Source organism: Halalkalibaculum sp. DA3122 (assembly GCF_043951865.1).
Lineage (GTDB): Bacteria > Bacteroidota > Rhodothermia > Balneolales > Balneolaceae > JAMQKA01.
This window is the reverse complement of record NZ_JBINJF010000032.1, coordinates 1-13,361: the sequence shown is the minus strand read 5'-3', so window position 1 is coordinate 13,361 and position 13,361 is coordinate 1. Positions and strand designations below refer to the sequence as shown.

30 protein-coding genes are annotated in these 13,361 nt (G+C 40.0%); 3 read left to right on the top strand and 27 right to left on the bottom strand.

The window, feature by feature from the left end:
- Positions 1 to 13: 13 nt before the first annotated feature.
- From ACG2F4_RS16365 to ACG2F4_RS16330, 8 genes are all read right to left on the bottom strand, one after another.
- Positions 14 to 349, bottom strand: coding sequence for a type II toxin-antitoxin system PemK/MazF family toxin (locus tag ACG2F4_RS16365; protein ID WP_395261966.1), 336 nt, complete (start codon positions 347 to 349; stop codon positions 14 to 16).
- Complete coding sequence (locus ACG2F4_RS16360) at positions 343 to 600, bottom strand: AbrB/MazE/SpoVT family DNA-binding domain-containing protein (RefSeq protein ID WP_395261965.1); 258 nt, start codon at positions 598 to 600, stop codon at positions 343 to 345. Before ACG2F4_RS16360 ends, ACG2F4_RS16365 begins: the two co-directional genes overlap by 7 nt.
- A 244-nt stretch (positions 601 to 844) precedes the next feature.
- Positions 845 to 1,156, bottom strand: coding sequence for a hypothetical protein (locus ACG2F4_RS16355; protein ID WP_395261964.1), 312 nt, complete (start codon positions 1,154 to 1,156; stop codon positions 845 to 847).
- A gap of 125 nt (positions 1,157 to 1,281) precedes the next feature.
- Entirely contained in the window at positions 1,282 to 1,695 is a 414-nt protein-coding gene (locus tag ACG2F4_RS16350; protein ID WP_395261963.1) for an immunoglobulin-like domain-containing protein, read from the bottom strand.
- 224 nt (positions 1,696 to 1,919) lie between these two features.
- Entirely contained in the window at positions 1,920 to 2,333 is a 414-nt protein-coding gene (locus tag ACG2F4_RS16345; RefSeq protein ID WP_395261962.1) for a type II toxin-antitoxin system VapC family toxin, read from the bottom strand.
- The gene (locus ACG2F4_RS16340) at positions 2,326 to 2,505 is read right to left on the bottom strand and encodes a hypothetical protein (protein ID WP_395261961.1); all 180 of its coding nucleotides are present in this window, start codon (positions 2,503 to 2,505) and stop codon (positions 2,326 to 2,328) included. Before ACG2F4_RS16340 ends, ACG2F4_RS16345 begins: the two co-directional genes overlap by 8 nt.
- Before the next feature lie 227 nt (positions 2,506 to 2,732).
- On the bottom strand, positions 2,733 to 3,137 hold the full coding sequence (locus ACG2F4_RS16335; RefSeq protein WP_395261960.1) for a type II toxin-antitoxin system VapC family toxin: 405 nt from the start codon (positions 3,135 to 3,137) through the stop codon (positions 2,733 to 2,735).
- Positions 3,134 to 3,373, bottom strand: a complete 240-nt coding sequence (locus ACG2F4_RS16330; RefSeq protein ID WP_395261959.1) for a FitA-like ribbon-helix-helix domain-containing protein — start codon at positions 3,371 to 3,373, stop codon at positions 3,134 to 3,136. The genes ACG2F4_RS16335 and ACG2F4_RS16330 overlap by 4 nt, the downstream gene beginning before the upstream one ends.
- 243 nt (positions 3,374 to 3,616) lie before the next feature.
- Here ACG2F4_RS16330 and ACG2F4_RS16325 point away from each other — a divergent pair, with 243 nt between their 5' ends.
- Both ACG2F4_RS16325 and ACG2F4_RS16320 read left to right on the top strand, forming a co-directional pair.
- Positions 3,617 to 4,033 (top strand): putative toxin-antitoxin system toxin component, PIN family, encoded by a 417-nt coding sequence (locus ACG2F4_RS16325; RefSeq protein WP_395261958.1) that lies wholly within the window; start codon positions 3,617 to 3,619, stop codon positions 4,031 to 4,033.
- A complete protein-coding gene (locus ACG2F4_RS16320) occupies positions 4,030 to 4,266 on the top strand; it encodes a toxin-antitoxin system HicB family antitoxin (protein WP_395261957.1) in 237 nt (78 codons plus the stop codon). Before ACG2F4_RS16325 ends, ACG2F4_RS16320 begins: the two co-directional genes overlap by 4 nt.
- A gap of 141 nt (positions 4,267 to 4,407) precedes the next feature.
- Here ACG2F4_RS16320 and ACG2F4_RS16315 read toward each other — a convergent pair whose 3' ends face one another.
- From ACG2F4_RS16315 to ACG2F4_RS16295, 5 genes are all read right to left on the bottom strand, one after another.
- Positions 4,408 to 4,710 (bottom strand): type II toxin-antitoxin system RelE/ParE family toxin, encoded by a 303-nt coding sequence (locus ACG2F4_RS16315; RefSeq protein ID WP_395261956.1) that lies wholly within the window; start codon positions 4,708 to 4,710, stop codon positions 4,408 to 4,410.
- Positions 4,698 to 4,955 carry a type II toxin-antitoxin system Phd/YefM family antitoxin gene (locus tag ACG2F4_RS16310; protein ID WP_395261955.1) on the bottom strand — a complete coding sequence of 86 codons (258 nt, stop codon included), beginning with the start codon at positions 4,953 to 4,955 and terminating at the stop codon, positions 4,698 to 4,700. The genes ACG2F4_RS16315 and ACG2F4_RS16310 overlap by 13 nt, the downstream gene beginning before the upstream one ends.
- Before the next feature lie 187 nt (positions 4,956 to 5,142).
- Positions 5,143 to 5,487 carry a DUF86 domain-containing protein gene (locus tag ACG2F4_RS16305; RefSeq protein ID WP_395261954.1) on the bottom strand — a complete coding sequence of 115 codons (345 nt, stop codon included), beginning with the start codon at positions 5,485 to 5,487 and terminating at the stop codon, positions 5,143 to 5,145.
- Entirely contained in the window at positions 5,484 to 5,765 is a 282-nt protein-coding gene (locus ACG2F4_RS16300) for a nucleotidyltransferase family protein (RefSeq protein ID WP_395261953.1), read from the bottom strand. The genes ACG2F4_RS16305 and ACG2F4_RS16300 overlap by 4 nt, the downstream gene beginning before the upstream one ends.
- 256 nt (positions 5,766 to 6,021) lie before the next feature.
- The gene (locus tag ACG2F4_RS16295) at positions 6,022 to 7,041 is read right to left on the bottom strand and encodes a GlxA family transcriptional regulator (RefSeq protein ID WP_395261952.1); all 1,020 of its coding nucleotides are present in this window, start codon (positions 7,039 to 7,041) and stop codon (positions 6,022 to 6,024) included.
- A gap of 133 nt (positions 7,042 to 7,174) precedes the next feature.
- On the opposite strand from ACG2F4_RS16295, the gene ACG2F4_RS16290 reads away from it, so the two are divergent.
- Positions 7,175 to 7,450, top strand: coding sequence for a nickel-binding protein (locus ACG2F4_RS16290; protein WP_395261951.1), 276 nt, complete (start codon positions 7,175 to 7,177; stop codon positions 7,448 to 7,450).
- A gap of 174 nt (positions 7,451 to 7,624) precedes the next feature.
- Here the strand turns inward: ACG2F4_RS16290 and ACG2F4_RS16285 are convergent, their stop codons facing one another.
- The 14 genes from ACG2F4_RS16285 to ACG2F4_RS16220 form a co-directional block, all read right to left on the bottom strand.
- Positions 7,625 to 8,026 carry a type II toxin-antitoxin system VapC family toxin gene (locus ACG2F4_RS16285; protein WP_395261950.1) on the bottom strand — a complete coding sequence of 134 codons (402 nt, stop codon included), beginning with the start codon at positions 8,024 to 8,026 and terminating at the stop codon, positions 7,625 to 7,627.
- Positions 8,023 to 8,265, bottom strand: a complete 243-nt coding sequence (locus tag ACG2F4_RS16280; RefSeq protein ID WP_395261949.1) for a FitA-like ribbon-helix-helix domain-containing protein — start codon at positions 8,263 to 8,265, stop codon at positions 8,023 to 8,025. Before ACG2F4_RS16280 ends, ACG2F4_RS16285 begins: the two co-directional genes overlap by 4 nt.
- A gap of 205 nt (positions 8,266 to 8,470) precedes the next feature.
- Complete coding sequence (locus ACG2F4_RS16275) at positions 8,471 to 8,812, bottom strand: DUF5615 family PIN-like protein (protein WP_395261948.1); 342 nt, start codon at positions 8,810 to 8,812, stop codon at positions 8,471 to 8,473.
- Positions 8,809 to 9,033 (bottom strand): DUF433 domain-containing protein, encoded by a 225-nt coding sequence (locus ACG2F4_RS16270; protein ID WP_395261947.1) that lies wholly within the window; start codon positions 9,031 to 9,033, stop codon positions 8,809 to 8,811. The genes ACG2F4_RS16275 and ACG2F4_RS16270 overlap by 4 nt, the downstream gene beginning before the upstream one ends.
- 222 nt (positions 9,034 to 9,255) lie before the next feature.
- Entirely contained in the window at positions 9,256 to 9,543 is a 288-nt protein-coding gene (locus ACG2F4_RS16265; RefSeq protein ID WP_395261946.1) for a type II toxin-antitoxin system RelE/ParE family toxin, read from the bottom strand.
- The gene (locus ACG2F4_RS16260; protein ID WP_395261945.1) at positions 9,534 to 9,827 is read right to left on the bottom strand and encodes a type II toxin-antitoxin system Phd/YefM family antitoxin; all 294 of its coding nucleotides are present in this window, start codon (positions 9,825 to 9,827) and stop codon (positions 9,534 to 9,536) included. Before ACG2F4_RS16260 ends, ACG2F4_RS16265 begins: the two co-directional genes overlap by 10 nt.
- A gap of 286 nt (positions 9,828 to 10,113) precedes the next feature.
- On the bottom strand, positions 10,114 to 10,344 hold the full coding sequence (locus ACG2F4_RS16255) for a type II toxin-antitoxin system RelE/ParE family toxin (protein WP_395261944.1): 231 nt from the start codon (positions 10,342 to 10,344) through the stop codon (positions 10,114 to 10,116).
- Positions 10,329 to 10,568 carry a hypothetical protein gene (locus ACG2F4_RS16250; RefSeq protein WP_395261943.1) on the bottom strand — a complete coding sequence of 80 codons (240 nt, stop codon included), beginning with the start codon at positions 10,566 to 10,568 and terminating at the stop codon, positions 10,329 to 10,331. Before ACG2F4_RS16250 ends, ACG2F4_RS16255 begins: the two co-directional genes overlap by 16 nt.
- A 267-nt stretch (positions 10,569 to 10,835) precedes the next feature.
- Positions 10,836 to 11,168: a DUF86 domain-containing protein gene (locus tag ACG2F4_RS16245; RefSeq protein WP_395261942.1), complete on the bottom strand. Its 333-nt coding sequence runs from the start codon at positions 11,166 to 11,168 to the stop codon at positions 10,836 to 10,838.
- Positions 11,158 to 11,463, bottom strand: a complete 306-nt coding sequence (locus ACG2F4_RS16240; RefSeq protein ID WP_395261941.1) for a nucleotidyltransferase family protein — start codon at positions 11,461 to 11,463, stop codon at positions 11,158 to 11,160. Before ACG2F4_RS16240 ends, ACG2F4_RS16245 begins: the two co-directional genes overlap by 11 nt.
- A 215-nt stretch (positions 11,464 to 11,678) precedes the next feature.
- Positions 11,679 to 12,011, bottom strand: coding sequence for a DUF5615 family PIN-like protein (locus tag ACG2F4_RS16235; RefSeq protein ID WP_395261940.1), 333 nt, complete (start codon positions 12,009 to 12,011; stop codon positions 11,679 to 11,681).
- Positions 12,008 to 12,223, bottom strand: a complete 216-nt coding sequence (locus tag ACG2F4_RS16230) for a DUF433 domain-containing protein (RefSeq protein ID WP_395261939.1) — start codon at positions 12,221 to 12,223, stop codon at positions 12,008 to 12,010. Before ACG2F4_RS16230 ends, ACG2F4_RS16235 begins: the two co-directional genes overlap by 4 nt.
- A gap of 229 nt (positions 12,224 to 12,452) precedes the next feature.
- Positions 12,453 to 12,842 carry a type II toxin-antitoxin system VapC family toxin gene (locus tag ACG2F4_RS16225; protein ID WP_395261938.1) on the bottom strand — a complete coding sequence of 130 codons (390 nt, stop codon included), beginning with the start codon at positions 12,840 to 12,842 and terminating at the stop codon, positions 12,453 to 12,455.
- Between the two features lie 2 nt (positions 12,843 to 12,844).
- Positions 12,845 to 13,084: a DUF2281 domain-containing protein gene (locus ACG2F4_RS16220; RefSeq protein WP_395261937.1), complete on the bottom strand. Its 240-nt coding sequence runs from the start codon at positions 13,082 to 13,084 to the stop codon at positions 12,845 to 12,847.
- Positions 13,085 to 13,361: the final 277 nt, after the last annotated feature.

Sequence of the window (13,361 nt, the reverse complement as noted above, 5' to 3'; positions counted from 1 at the left end):
TAGGTTTGCGCACTTATGGAGCAAAGATTTCTTGTAAAGTATTTAAGGTTTTATCTTGGGCAGATGAACTAATAGTTCCAAGTTTTTTAATTAGTCGCTGTTTGTCGACCGTACGAATTTGATCCAAAACAATCTGCCCACGTTTCTTTTGAAAAGTCGTTGTAACTCTTGATGGATAGTTTTTGATTGTTGACGTCATTGGAGCAATAATGACAGTCCGAATATGCCGATTCATTTCATTGGGAGAAATGATAAGACAAGGACGGGTTTTCTTTATTTCTGATCCTTTTGTGGGGCCTAAGGATATTAAATAGACATCAAAACGTTTGACAGGTTTTCGCTCTACCATGTCCACTCAGTTTCGTCCCATTTACTTGGCAGCTCAACTTCTTCTTTATCAATCAACTGATCGTCGTCTTCTTTGGCCATTTTTTTAAAGGCATTATCCCAGCCCTTACGGGTTTGCTCGGCAGAACGCAAGATGATTTGATTGTCTTTAAGAATCATTTCTATCTCTTCAGAAAGCCCAATTTCCTCGATAACGGGCTTTGGAATACGAACTCCCTGAGAATTTCCTATGCGAATAAGCTTTGTTTTCATAGTACTAAGGTTTAATAAATTGCACTAATAATGTAATTACAATATAAGTACTAGGCAACGATTGGGAAAAGATTTTAGTGTGCAACCTAACGACATTGCGTATAAGCTGCACACGAATGATGTTGGATTTTTTAAATAACGAACGATGAGTTAAAAAGCCAGAAAGTTGGCAAGGCGTGTCCGCTTAATGCGCGGGTTAGTTTACATACTTTTTGGAGGCAAATATTTGGCAACCATTTGTGACCTATTTATCAATGTTTATTTTTGGTCGTTCACAAGTTGGGCCAGCCTCAATTTCACTTTGAGTAAGCTGTAAGTTTTGACTCAAATTTATTGGATAACACTGTGTCCCTAGACCGAACTCAACTGTATATTTTCCTGCAAGTAAGCTAGTGTTTAACATTCCTATTGCTTTTTGGACAGGATGTCCTTTATTATCTCCGATCCAAATTTCTACATCGGAAGAACTCCCATGTATCTTGAGCTGATAATACTGTTGGTTTTCTTTATAAGTTGTCACAATTTTCAAATTTATAGTTGGTACACCTAACGACATTGCGTTTAAGCTGCATGCGTATGAATATTGACTTAGCAACTAACGAAAGACGAGACTCAAAACCAAGAGGGGCAAAGAATTGGGGAGGCCTGTCCGCTTAATGCGCGGATTATGCCGCCGGCTCATTATTCAACCAAGAATACATTGGTGGTAGCAAACTTGTCTGGAATTTTTTTCTTATCAGAATTTAATACAGAATACCTATATCTGTACTCTCCTGATCCTGAGTTAATGGAAAAGCGTATTGTGTCACGGTACGTATCATTATTCTTGATTGGTATGTCAACACTTCCTGCAATGGGATCACAACCTACACCATTTACTACTTCCCATTCTCCTTCACTATTTTTTTCTAAAACCCAAGAGCAATTTTCTAAGTACACCGTTTGCTTGCTAGTGTTGTTGAAAGTGATCACCTTTGGCTCGTTTGGGCTGTATTGTTGTTTTTCCGTGGTTATGGACAAACCTTCAAACTCACTTCCTCCTATTCCTAACACATTGCAACCAATTAGTGCAATCGAAGCAAAAACTAAAATCATTGAATTCCTCATTATAACCTCTGATTTATAGTTATTACACTTCTGGGAAAGTGAGTAACTATTCGAAGGACAGTCTTAAAGCGGTATAACGACCTTACGCATAAGGGGCGCACGAAACAATGTTGAGTTGTTAAATAATGAACGGAAAGCTAAAAAGCCAAAAGTGGGCACCTGATGGCGAGGCGCGTCTCCTTGAAGCGCTTGTTAGGGAACAGCCCGATCACCTATATTTCTAGCAACGAGATTTCTTGTACGTTTTTAAAATCCTTTTCATTGAATGTTGCCACTTGATGTATGCCTGCAGCCAATCCGATACTTATAATTTCAAAATCATGAACTTTTAATCCGCTTGGCTGGTAGCGGTTCATTAATTCCAGAAATATTGCCAAAGAATCTTGACTCGGATACAACACATCAATACCTCTAATAATATCGTCATGGATTTCCAGCGCTAATTCTGTTTTCAGGTCATATCCTGAACTGCGGGTGACGACGGCTAAAAATTCAAGAAGATTTTTAGAAGTGGTTACAAGCTGATGGTCAGAGCCGTCGAGAATATTTCTGGCCTGATGAAAGAATCTTGAATCTTGGTCAATGCCGTAAACCAGAATATTCGTATCAATGAGTACTTTACTCATATGCGATAGAACGGATATTTTTGGTATCTAATTTTCCGTTGAGCTTTAAAGACCGAATGGTAGGTTTAGGCTTTTTATCTTTGCTAAGAGAAGACAAATAAAGATATACCTTTTCTAATTCGACTTCAGAAAGTCGATCAATTTCTTTTTTAACTTTTTCTTTGGTAATCATCCTATATAAGAAACTTAATTATAGCTGCATATAATCTACTTAACCTATAGCAATTATCATAACGAACTAAGGACCTCGGCTGTTGCCTAACGACATTGCGCATAAGCGGCGTGCAAAGTAGCGCTGAATTTGATGAAAATGTACTACGGAAACTGACCAAATCGAAACCGGCAACTAACGGCGAGGCACGTCCCACTTAATGCGCGGGTTAGGTGCCTGACCAAAATTTACGATTCGATTACTTTCCCTGGATGTTTGGCTAATTTTGGAAACTCCCGCAGAAGCTTTTTATCCATAGTAATTAATTCAAGATCGAGATCCTTGGCTAGGCTTACGAATTCACAATCGTAGGAGGAGCAAGTCGATTGGCTGACATGATGCAGAACTTGTACTGAGTTCACCTGAAATTGTTGGTCTTTCATTTGAAGTTCAGCCTTCTCTATAATCAACAAAGCTTCAGCTAAATCAATCAGCTCTTTTCTTAAATATAGTGTTACGATATTTCGGAATTCACTTCGCCAAAGAATAGGGGCCACCCATTGTGGATCTTTTTGATAGAGTTCGTCACAAAGTTCTGTTGCATCTGATGGAAGCCAAAAATGAGCGAGAATATTCGTATCAACAACGATCATGGACGACCCTGATTAATGGCAGATTCAATTTCTTCAGAAGACAGGCTGCCTTTTGCTTTTTTACGCAAGCGGCGTGCTTCTTGCAGGATATCGTCAGTAGAAACCTGTTGAGGTTTGACGGTCTGTTCTAAACAGGCAATAATTTCACTGTTGATGCTACGATGATGAGCGTTGGCCTGCTCACGGACTCGATCGTAAATTTCTTCTGGAATGTTTTTTACTGTGATACTAGGCATAAGACTTAGTTTCGTTATGGTTTCTATATGAAACTAAAAAGGGCGGGGGATTATTGCAAGAAAAATGAAGGTGCCTAACGACATTGCGCATAAGGTGCACACGAATAACTGTTAACTTGATAAATAATGAACGAGAAACTAAAAAGCCAGAAAGTGGCAATAGAGGGCGAGGTGCGTCTGCTTAATATGCGGGTTAGCCATAAACTTTTGATATTGTTTTGGTATTGTATATAATACCAAATAATGATTAGCGTTGTTATTGACACCAATGTACTAATTTCGGCTCTTCGCTCGAACCGAGGAGCCTCATTTAAACTTATCAGTTTAATAGGAACCGGAAAGTTTGATATCAGTCTTTCCGTACCATTGCTGATTGAGTATGAAGCAGTAAGCAAAAGGAAAAAGTTTGAACATCTGATCGACACAGATATTGATGATTTGTTAAACTACCTGTGCAAAGTAGCTGATAAGCGGGATATCTTTTTTCTTTGGCAACCTTTTTTGAAAGATCCCAAAGATGACATGATCTTGGAATTGGCTGTCGAAGCTGGTTGTGAATATATCATTACCTACCACCTAGATGACTTTAAAGGTATTGAGCAATTTGGCCTGGAAGCAATAACACCTAAGCAATTTTTAATTAAAATCGATGAATTATGAGCACGTTAAGCGTACGACTGCCTGACTCGATGCACGAGAAAATACGTGAGCTGGCCAAAAAAGAAGGCATATCTATGAATCAGCTAATTAATTCTGCTGTTTCGGAAAAACTGTCTGCTTTAATGACGGTGGAATACTTAAAAGAAAGAGGGGAATTAGGTTCACGAGAAAAATTTGAGCACGTGTTATCAAAAGTTCCAGACGAAGAGCCTGATGAAAGGGACAAACTGTAACTTGTGGTGCTAACGACATTGCGCTTAAGGTGCAGGTGCCAAGATGTTGACATTGTCTGTAAAAGAAAGGGTAACTATAAAACGAAAGACTGGCAAGTTAGGGCGAGGCCTGTCACCCTTAATGCGCTGGTTAGGTACATTTTACTGTGATTTAAGAATATCCAGATGAAGCAACTGTTCAGTTCGCATCACATGAATAATATAAATTGTATTATTGTCAATGCGGTAGAAAATGCGACAGGGAGAAAAAACCAACTGTCGATAAACAGACTGGTCTAATTCAGGAACAGCTTTTCCCATTTTAGGATGCTGGCTGAGATTTTCAACTCGCTGAAAGCATTGACGAACTAGTTTCTTAGCAGCATCCGGATTATCGAGTGAAATATAATCTGCAATTTGATCTAAATCTTGAAGGGCAGGCTCAGTCCAAACTATTTGAGCCATCGTTGCATGCGTTTTTTAGCATCTTCATGCGAAACAACGCGATCTTCTAAAATCGCCTTTTCTCCTCGTGCTAAGCCTTCAAGCAATTTCAGTTTCTTTTGGAGTTGCTCAAATTGCTCAACATCAATGAGATAAGCAGATGGCTTTCCATGCTCAGTTATTAGCACTGGTTCTTTTTCTTCCCGGAGTTCGGCAAGGAGTTTAGTAGCCTGGCGTTTTAAAGTGGTAACAAGTTCTGTTTTCATAGTGATACTAAAGTAGTACTTTTTCCAAAAGGAAGCAATTTTCGGAAATGTACCTAACGCCCTTACGCATAACCGGCAGGCACCAACATATTGAATTTGGTTACAAATGAAAGGTTAGCCATAAAACTTAAAACGAGCAAGGCATGGCTAGGCCTGTCGCCGTTAATGCGGTTGTTATAGTGCGCTCCTAACTTTGATTATTGATGATATCTTTAATCTTTGATTTCAGATCAGGAAGATCTCGTTGAGTGACGACCCAAATCATGCTCAACGTAACTCCAAAATATTCGTGAATGATGATGTCTCTCATTCCGGCAATTTTTCGCCAGGGAACCTCATAATATTCATCACGAATGTCATCAGAAATATGTTTTACGGCTTCTCCAATTATTTCTAATCGTCGTAGAACAGCGTCTTGTTTCTCAGAGTTTTGATAAAATTCATTTTCATTGACACCATCCAGATATTCTTCAATTTGCTGTATGCTCTCTAAAATATCTTGAAGGTAAACATCCGGTTTGCGTTTGCTCATATAACCGGAACTTCTTCTTTAAGAATATCTTCTTTTAGGGCAGGCTTTAGGGAATCATACTCAACGAGATCTACTTTCATATCAAGCTCGTCTTCTAACTCTTGTTGAATACCAATGAAATCCAACAGGCTGATTTTTTGATCAATTTTTACCAGTAAATCTACATCGTTTGTCTCTGTTTCACCACGAGCTGTAGATCCAAAAACCCCAGCTTTTTGTATGCCATATTTTTCCAATATGGGTCGGACTTTCTTTTTAATCTCTTCTAAATTTGCCATGCTAACAAGAGTTAATTAGTTATTTCAATAATAATATAAGAAAGTGATTGGGAAAGAGATAAGAAAATTAAGGCTACTAAAAGAGAGCACTATAACGACATTGCGCTTAAGGTGTAGGCAACGGAGTGTTGAAATTGCAACAAAATGAAAGGTTAACCAATTAACGGGAGCGTGGCAAGTGAGGGCGAGGCACGTCCGCTTAATGCGCGGGTTATACTGCAATTTTTACTGTTTGAATTTTGAAATAAATATGTGCTCAATGATGATGTGTTCGCTTACCATAAGTAACACCTTCAGGCGAATTGACAGAAAATCGGTCCCGATAAGTTGTAGGGGTCAAACCTGTATAACGCTTAAAAAGTTTGCGAAAGAAATTCAAATCTTCATAACCAACTTTTCGACATACCTCCCGGACTGTTTTTAGGTCATTTTCAAGCAAATGTCTAGCTGCATTTATTCGTAATCGCTGTACATAGTTAATAGGGGTTTCACCCGTTGCCGATTTAAAGCGACGCATAAAATTGCGTTGACTCATACAGGCCCGATCAGCTAAATCGGCTACCTTTATATTCTTGGAGTAGTTCTTGAACAACCATTCCTGCAGGTTGCGAATTTCTTCATCTTCATGATTAATCTGTGGGGATTCAGCGGTATAACCGGCTTGCCAAACACGGGGAGTTCGTACGAGTAGAGCTTTTGCCGTCTGCATCGCAACCTGATGGCCGCAATATTTCTCTATGATATACAGACATAAATCCACCCCACTGTAAACTCCACCGCTACAAAAAACACGATCTGATTCTGTTACATAGCGTTCAGGTTGCCAATCTACCTTCGGATAGCGCTTCCTGCAATCATCAACCAGTGCCCAGTGTGTGGTAGCCGGTCGTTCATCCAAGAGTCCAGCTTCGGCAAGCTGTACTACACCCGAACAAATCCCGGCTATTGCTGTACCGTTTTCGTAAGCCTTATGGAGTAGAGGAGTAAGTTTAGCATTCCGCTCGCATTCAATATCAAGATCGCCACCACCTGCGGCCACAACCATCAAGTCGGCGGTTTCGATTTCGTCTATAGAATAATCGGGATCCAGTTGCAGGGTTGACAGTGTTTGGACGGGTTCTCCACTTAAAGAAGCCGTTCGAACATTAAACTTTCGCTCTCCCTCTTTGCCCTGTAAGGTTTCATACAGATAACCCGCACTGCTCAGTATTTCTACCGGAGTGACTGCTGTTGAAGGTGTTCCGCCTTCGAGAAATATGACGACGACATTAAGCATAATTGTTAGATGGCAATATCACCCAGTTATTATGTCAGTTCAGCCTCTTTTTTTAATTACTTCACGTAATCATTTTAGCTATCCGAGAAGGAATCATCAAACGGAAAAATAAAATAGATAATAAGGTAACGTTATGCCTAAATATGTAATTAAACGTTGTATTCCGGGAATAGGGAACATGTCTGAAGAGGAACAGCAAAAGGTAGCCAAAGATTCAAACCGGGTATTGAATGAGCTCGGTCCCGATATACAATGGCAACACAGTTATGTTAGAGAGAATGGAACGCACTGCGTCTATATTGCCAAAAATGAAGATATTATTCATGAACATGCAAAAATAAGTGGAGCATCAATACTTGAAATCACGGAGGTTAAAACCATGATTGATCCGACTACCGAAGAAAGTTAGCTAGGTTATTAATTGTCATGGATTATGATCTGATTTGCAGTATAACGACCTGGCGCATAAGCTGCAGGCGCAACAGTGTGAATTAATTACAAAACGAAAGATTAACTAATAAATGGAAGGGAGGCAAGGGAATGGCGAGGCCTGTCCGAGTTAGTGCGCGGGTTATGCCGCTTTTTATGTTACAAACTCCTTTGGACTAATAGCAATGTCGGGAAATTCACGAACGATTTTTTTATCAAATGTGACCAGCGTTATATTTAAATCATCTGCCAGTGCCACAAATTCACAATCGTAGGCTGAACAAGATGAATCTGAAACAAGACTCATAACTTGTGTTGAGTTTACTTCGAATTCGTTGGCATCCATCAATTGTTCGGCTTCTTCTGTGGCCTGAAAAACAACCGATAATTCTAAAATTTCCTTTCGCAGGTATATCGATAGGACATTTCTGAATTCGGATCGCCAGAGAAGAGGGGCAACCCAATCGTCATCTTTCTTAAGCACTTTGTAAACCCACTCGTCCATATCGTTTGGGACCCACATGCTCGCAATTACATTCGTATCGACAACAATCATGGACGCCCCTGATCAATTGCCCCTTGAATTTCATCCATAGAAAGGCTGCCTTTTGCTTTCTGTTTAAGTTTTTTAGCACGGGTAATTACTTGATCAGGATCTCGTCGGTTGCTTTGGACTAATTTTTTTAAATAGACGATCACTTCACTGTTGATACTTCGATGATGTAGGTCTGCCTGTTTCTTTATTTTGGCATAGACTTCGTCGGGTATATCCCGAATTGTGATATTTGTTGGCATAGCACTTGAATTTAATTTGGTTTCAAAGTAAAACTACGCAGAAGGGGTGATTATTGCAAGAAAAGTGGTATAACGACATTGCGCTTAACGGGCGCACGAAGTAGTGTTAATTCAATTTTCATTTTACCATTTGTCGCCAGTAAAATCAAAACGGGCAGGTCCTGGCGAGGCGCGTCCCGTTGAAGCGCCTTGTATAGGTGGCTGGTTACTTATCACTTATTTCAACGACTGTCTCTCCACGTTCAAGTAATTCTTTGGCTTTGGGTAATGTTTTAGAAAGAATTTCTCTCATTTTGGCGTTGGAGGTATTTCCACAGGTTACCCAAATAATTTGTGGAGGTGGGCCATGCTCGGCAACTAAGTCCGTAAAGCCGTCATCTTTGCTCATTACCACGACGTTCTGTTTCCGGGCCTCCTCAAAGATTTCATAATCCAAGGCATCTCTTAAACCCACGGCACGAACAGATTCAGCTTCAATATCTTGATAGGTACGATTAATCCAGGCAGCAATGGCGGGAGAAAGTTGTGCATCTATCCATATTTTCATGCTGCAATAACAGGATGATTGATTTTGCTGCTGGCATATTTCAGAGCTGCTTGGATGTCTTCTTTTTCCAGATCAGGTAACTCTTCCAACACTTGATCTTGGGTCAGGCCAGAAGCGAGCAAATCGAGTACATCAATGACACGTATTCTCATGCCACGAATGCAAGGACGACCACCGCATTGGTCAGGATTTACTGTAATACGTTTTTTCCAATTGCTCATGGCTATGTAGAATTAATTAAAGATTACAAAATTAAACATACAGAAATAGCGTGAAATATCATAGGCACAGGTAGCTAATTGGAAGCCACCTAACGACCTTGCGCTTAAGGGGCGCGCGAATGAGCGTTAATTCAGTTTCCAGTTTACGAGTTGTCGCTGGGAAATCAAAACGAGCAGGCCCCGGTGAGGCGCGTCCCGTTGAAGCGCTGGTTAGCACAACTTTTATTCTTTTTTAGGAGGAATCTGGCGAACATGCCAAACGGCCTCAATATAAATACGATCTTCTTTTATTCGATAGGGCAGTCGGTAGTTTCCCACAATCAATTCTCGAAGCGTCTCTTCATTGTATTCCGGAACGACTCTACCAATTCTTGGATGTTCAGCCAGTTTATCGGTTTGGCTCATGAGTTCCAATGCCCATTGCTCGGCAGTCTCGTAATCATCTTGGGCAATATAATCGACAAAGTCATTGACCATTCGAATGGCTTGCTTGGTCCAGATTACTTCCATTTGGCCAAGTTGTCCTTAATTTTCTCTTTTGCTTCTTCGTGAGAAAAGACCTCACCCCGAGCAATTTGGCGCTCAGCTTCCAGCAAATCTTCCATTTTATCCAACTTATCAACCATTCGTTGGTATTCTGAAACATCAACCAAAACAGCTGCACTTTTTCCATGTTGAGTAAGGATAATCGACCGTTTCTCTTTCTGGATCCGATCGATAAAACTGGCTGCATTTTTTCGGAACTCTGAAACAGGTTGAATATCCTGGTCCAATTCAAGACGTATAGCAGACATAATGTTACTATTAAGTTATTTTTAAACGTACAATAAAGATACGCTAAAAATGATTGGAATACAATAAGAAGAAGTGAGAACCAAGTTGTACTAACGACCAGAGTATAACCTGCACGGTGATTAGTAGCCCGCAAACGACTACTCATAGATAATCTGCAGCAAAGCTGTCTGAAAAGCAAGACCGTGTCAGGTTGATACGATTGTTAGCACGCTGAGCCACGGTTTAAAGATTCAGCTCCTCCGGATTTCGACGGCTGTCCCACAGGTGCAGAATCTTGATGGCATCCTATTCATCCAGATAAAAAATTTGGTAGTGATCTTTCACAAATACGCGTTCTTCCCGATCTGCTAATTGTCGGCCAAGTTGGGGGAAGCGGGAAAGGAGCTGAACTGTCTCTTTGAACATTTCATCGAGTTTGGTTGGATACTCTTTCGTTCCCAGGCGGTTATACCAATAATCCAAAATTTGAATGCGGTCGGCTACGGCCTGGGGAGCCCAGATTATTCGTTTAGCCATTTAGCTACGAGTTGGTCGGCTTGCTCATTGGTGAGGGCATCTCCCTGTTCGATGCTCTTTTTTGCTTCTTCTATGCGTTTTTCCTGATAAGGGGTTAGTGTTACTTCCTCGGGTTGATATTTGCGATCCAGAATCTCCTTGACGGTCTGAAGGAAGGCCTCATCATCGATGTTCTCGATACTTTCGTGAAGCAGTTTCTTTAATTCCTTGGTGTTGGTGCTCATAGCATTCAAATGTCAGATTATTGAGTTACTACAGTATAACTAAGAAGTAGCAAAAATTGTATTATCAGAATTGAATTAACTAAACGAACTGCGAAGCGTGCTAACGACATTGCGCATAAGGGGCGTGCAAAGTCGCGCGGAATTTGTTTAAAATGTACTATTGAAACCGATTAATTCGAAACTGGCAGCCAACGGCGAGGCCTGTCCGCTTAATGCGCGGGTTATACAGCCAGCGTAATGATGAAATAGGTAAAAATATTTGAGCGACTAATAATCTTCGACCTTATCTAACAGTTCTGGAACCCGGTTTACGGCAAAATCCCACATAGCAGCTTCGTCAATAATGTCATATCCATGAGCAATGATATTCCTAAAGTCGATTATTTTACGATATTCAGGAATTTTCTCAGCAAGCGTATCTTCTTCAATTCTAGATAAACGGTGTAGTGCTTCTCCGATAATTTCAAACTCTCTTTCGATAGCAAGTTGAAGCATCCGGTCTTCCTGAAAGTCTTCAAAACTTTTGCCGTCGATAAAATCTAAGATTTCCTGACAGGAAAGACTGATGTCAAGAAGTAGCTTTCTTGTTTTATGCGGCATAAAGTAGCTCTTTGGAGCGTTCTACTTCTTGCTGAAAAATTGAGTTTCTGAATTTTTTAAGATGATATAGATCGACAGAACGACCATAGATTTGCTCAAGCTCTTGCTTGAAATCGATGAATTGATCAAACGCTCCTTCAAATCCTTGCCGATCAAATTTGACGATGAAATCAAGGTCACTATCTTCAGAAAAATTATCAGTAGTGGCTGATCCAAAGAGGTATAGCTCCTTCACATTATACTTCTCGCAAAGCTGTTGGAGCTGTTCGGTTTTAAGATCTACTTTTGTTGCCATAATGATTGATTAATTATTTCCTACAACAAACTTAACTAAAACTGACGCATTTTTCTATTGATCAAAAAATTGAATCAAAGCATTGGCTGTATAACGGCCCTGCGTTTAACCGGCAGGCACCGGAGTTTTAAAATTATTTCTGAATGAAAGGTTAGCAAAAAAACGCAACCCGGTGCGAGGCCTGTCCGGTTGAAACGCTTGTTAGGGCCAACTGCCTACTTAATTTTACTAAATTGCCCCGTTTCGTAATTTTTGATAACGGGTTCTACTTTTTTGACCAAGGGCAGTAGATCTTCATAAATATTTGTAGATGCTATCAATAGCACTACATGTATTTCAGAATTTGAAATCGATTGCTGAAAACTTAAGTTTCGATCACTGGTTATAAAAACATCAAAATCCTGTTCTGCCTTAGATAGTAAAGTTCCATCTTTCATTCCAGCCCATCCCACTTCTGGAACAGTATGCACAACAAAGTCACGATCCAATTCTTCAATTCTATATTTCAATTTTTTAGGAAGGCATTCGTCCAATAAGATCTTGATCATTGAGGTTGCAGAAGCTGATTTTTGAATGATTCAAGAACGTCAATGGCTTGCTGACGGGAAACAGTCGGATAATCTTCTAAAAATTCGTGAATTGAATGATCAGCTTCTAAATATTCAAAGAAGGTCTTGACAGGCACACGAGTCCCTTTGAAGACTGGGGTCCCCCCCAGAATATCCTTTCGTTGTTCTATGAGTTTTTTAGAAGGACTCATACACGTTATATATGTTGTTTAGTTAATTACTAACCAAGATAACTAACGAATGGGTGAGTTAGAAATTTCTTGGCAAATTTGCAGTTGCCCTAACGACACGGCGCATAACCGGCCTTCTGTTGTTAATCCAATTTCCAGTTTACTATTTGACGTAAAGAAAACAAAACGAGCAAGGGAGGGCGAGGTGCGTCCGCGTTAATGCGCGGGTTATGCCAAATTATTACCCGATTTAGTATTTCAGTAATTCCATTCCATCAATGAACCGAAAGTCCTTTCTGTTTTTGGACAACAAAGGAATATCAAGAGATAGGGCAGTGGATGCAATGAGCATATCTGGAATCAGAACTCCATGGCTCAACCGGTAGTTTTCAAATAATTCAACCGCTGTTTGAGAAATTGAGCTGTCGAGTTGAATAATTTCAAAGTCACTTAAGAACTCTTGTAGAGATTTAAATTCAGCTTTGTTTTCACAGCCAACCATAAGCTCAAGCTGAGTGACAACACTGATAGAGAGGATATGATCAGTTTCTAGATCTTTGAGTCGTTTGCGAGATTGATCAATGCCTCGACTGTAATCAATTAATACATCAGTATCAATGAGGATTAATTCTGTTGGCATCTCTACTGATTAGGCCATTGAGATTTTCGAACTTTTCTGACCCATTCGGTACTGTCCTTCATGTCTTCACGATCTTTCCACATTCCAAAAAAAGAGCTATCTGAAATCGAGGTAGGCTGTGTTTTTTTCTTTTCTTTACTTCTTACATAGCGTTGATACAGAAAATCCACAAAATCCTGAGCCTGTTTTTTGGCATTAGGAGGTAATTCATCAAACTTGTTGGAAACGGTTGATTCACTCATAATTCTGATATTGATTCTCCTTTAATATATGAATGCAGATGCATAGAAAAAATTGTATCCCAAAACAGTTGAAATGGAAAGGGTAATAATTTGGTATAACGACCTTGCGCATAAGCTGCACGCGCATGAATGTTAAGTTGATAAATAATGAACGGAGAGTTAAAAAGCCAAAAGCTGGCAAGACTGGAATTGCTACAAAAAAATGGACAGTGAGTTAAGCCAGATCATGCAGCCAGTTCTTGTTGTTGGGTTAAATAATCTTGCATTTCCGCAGGCG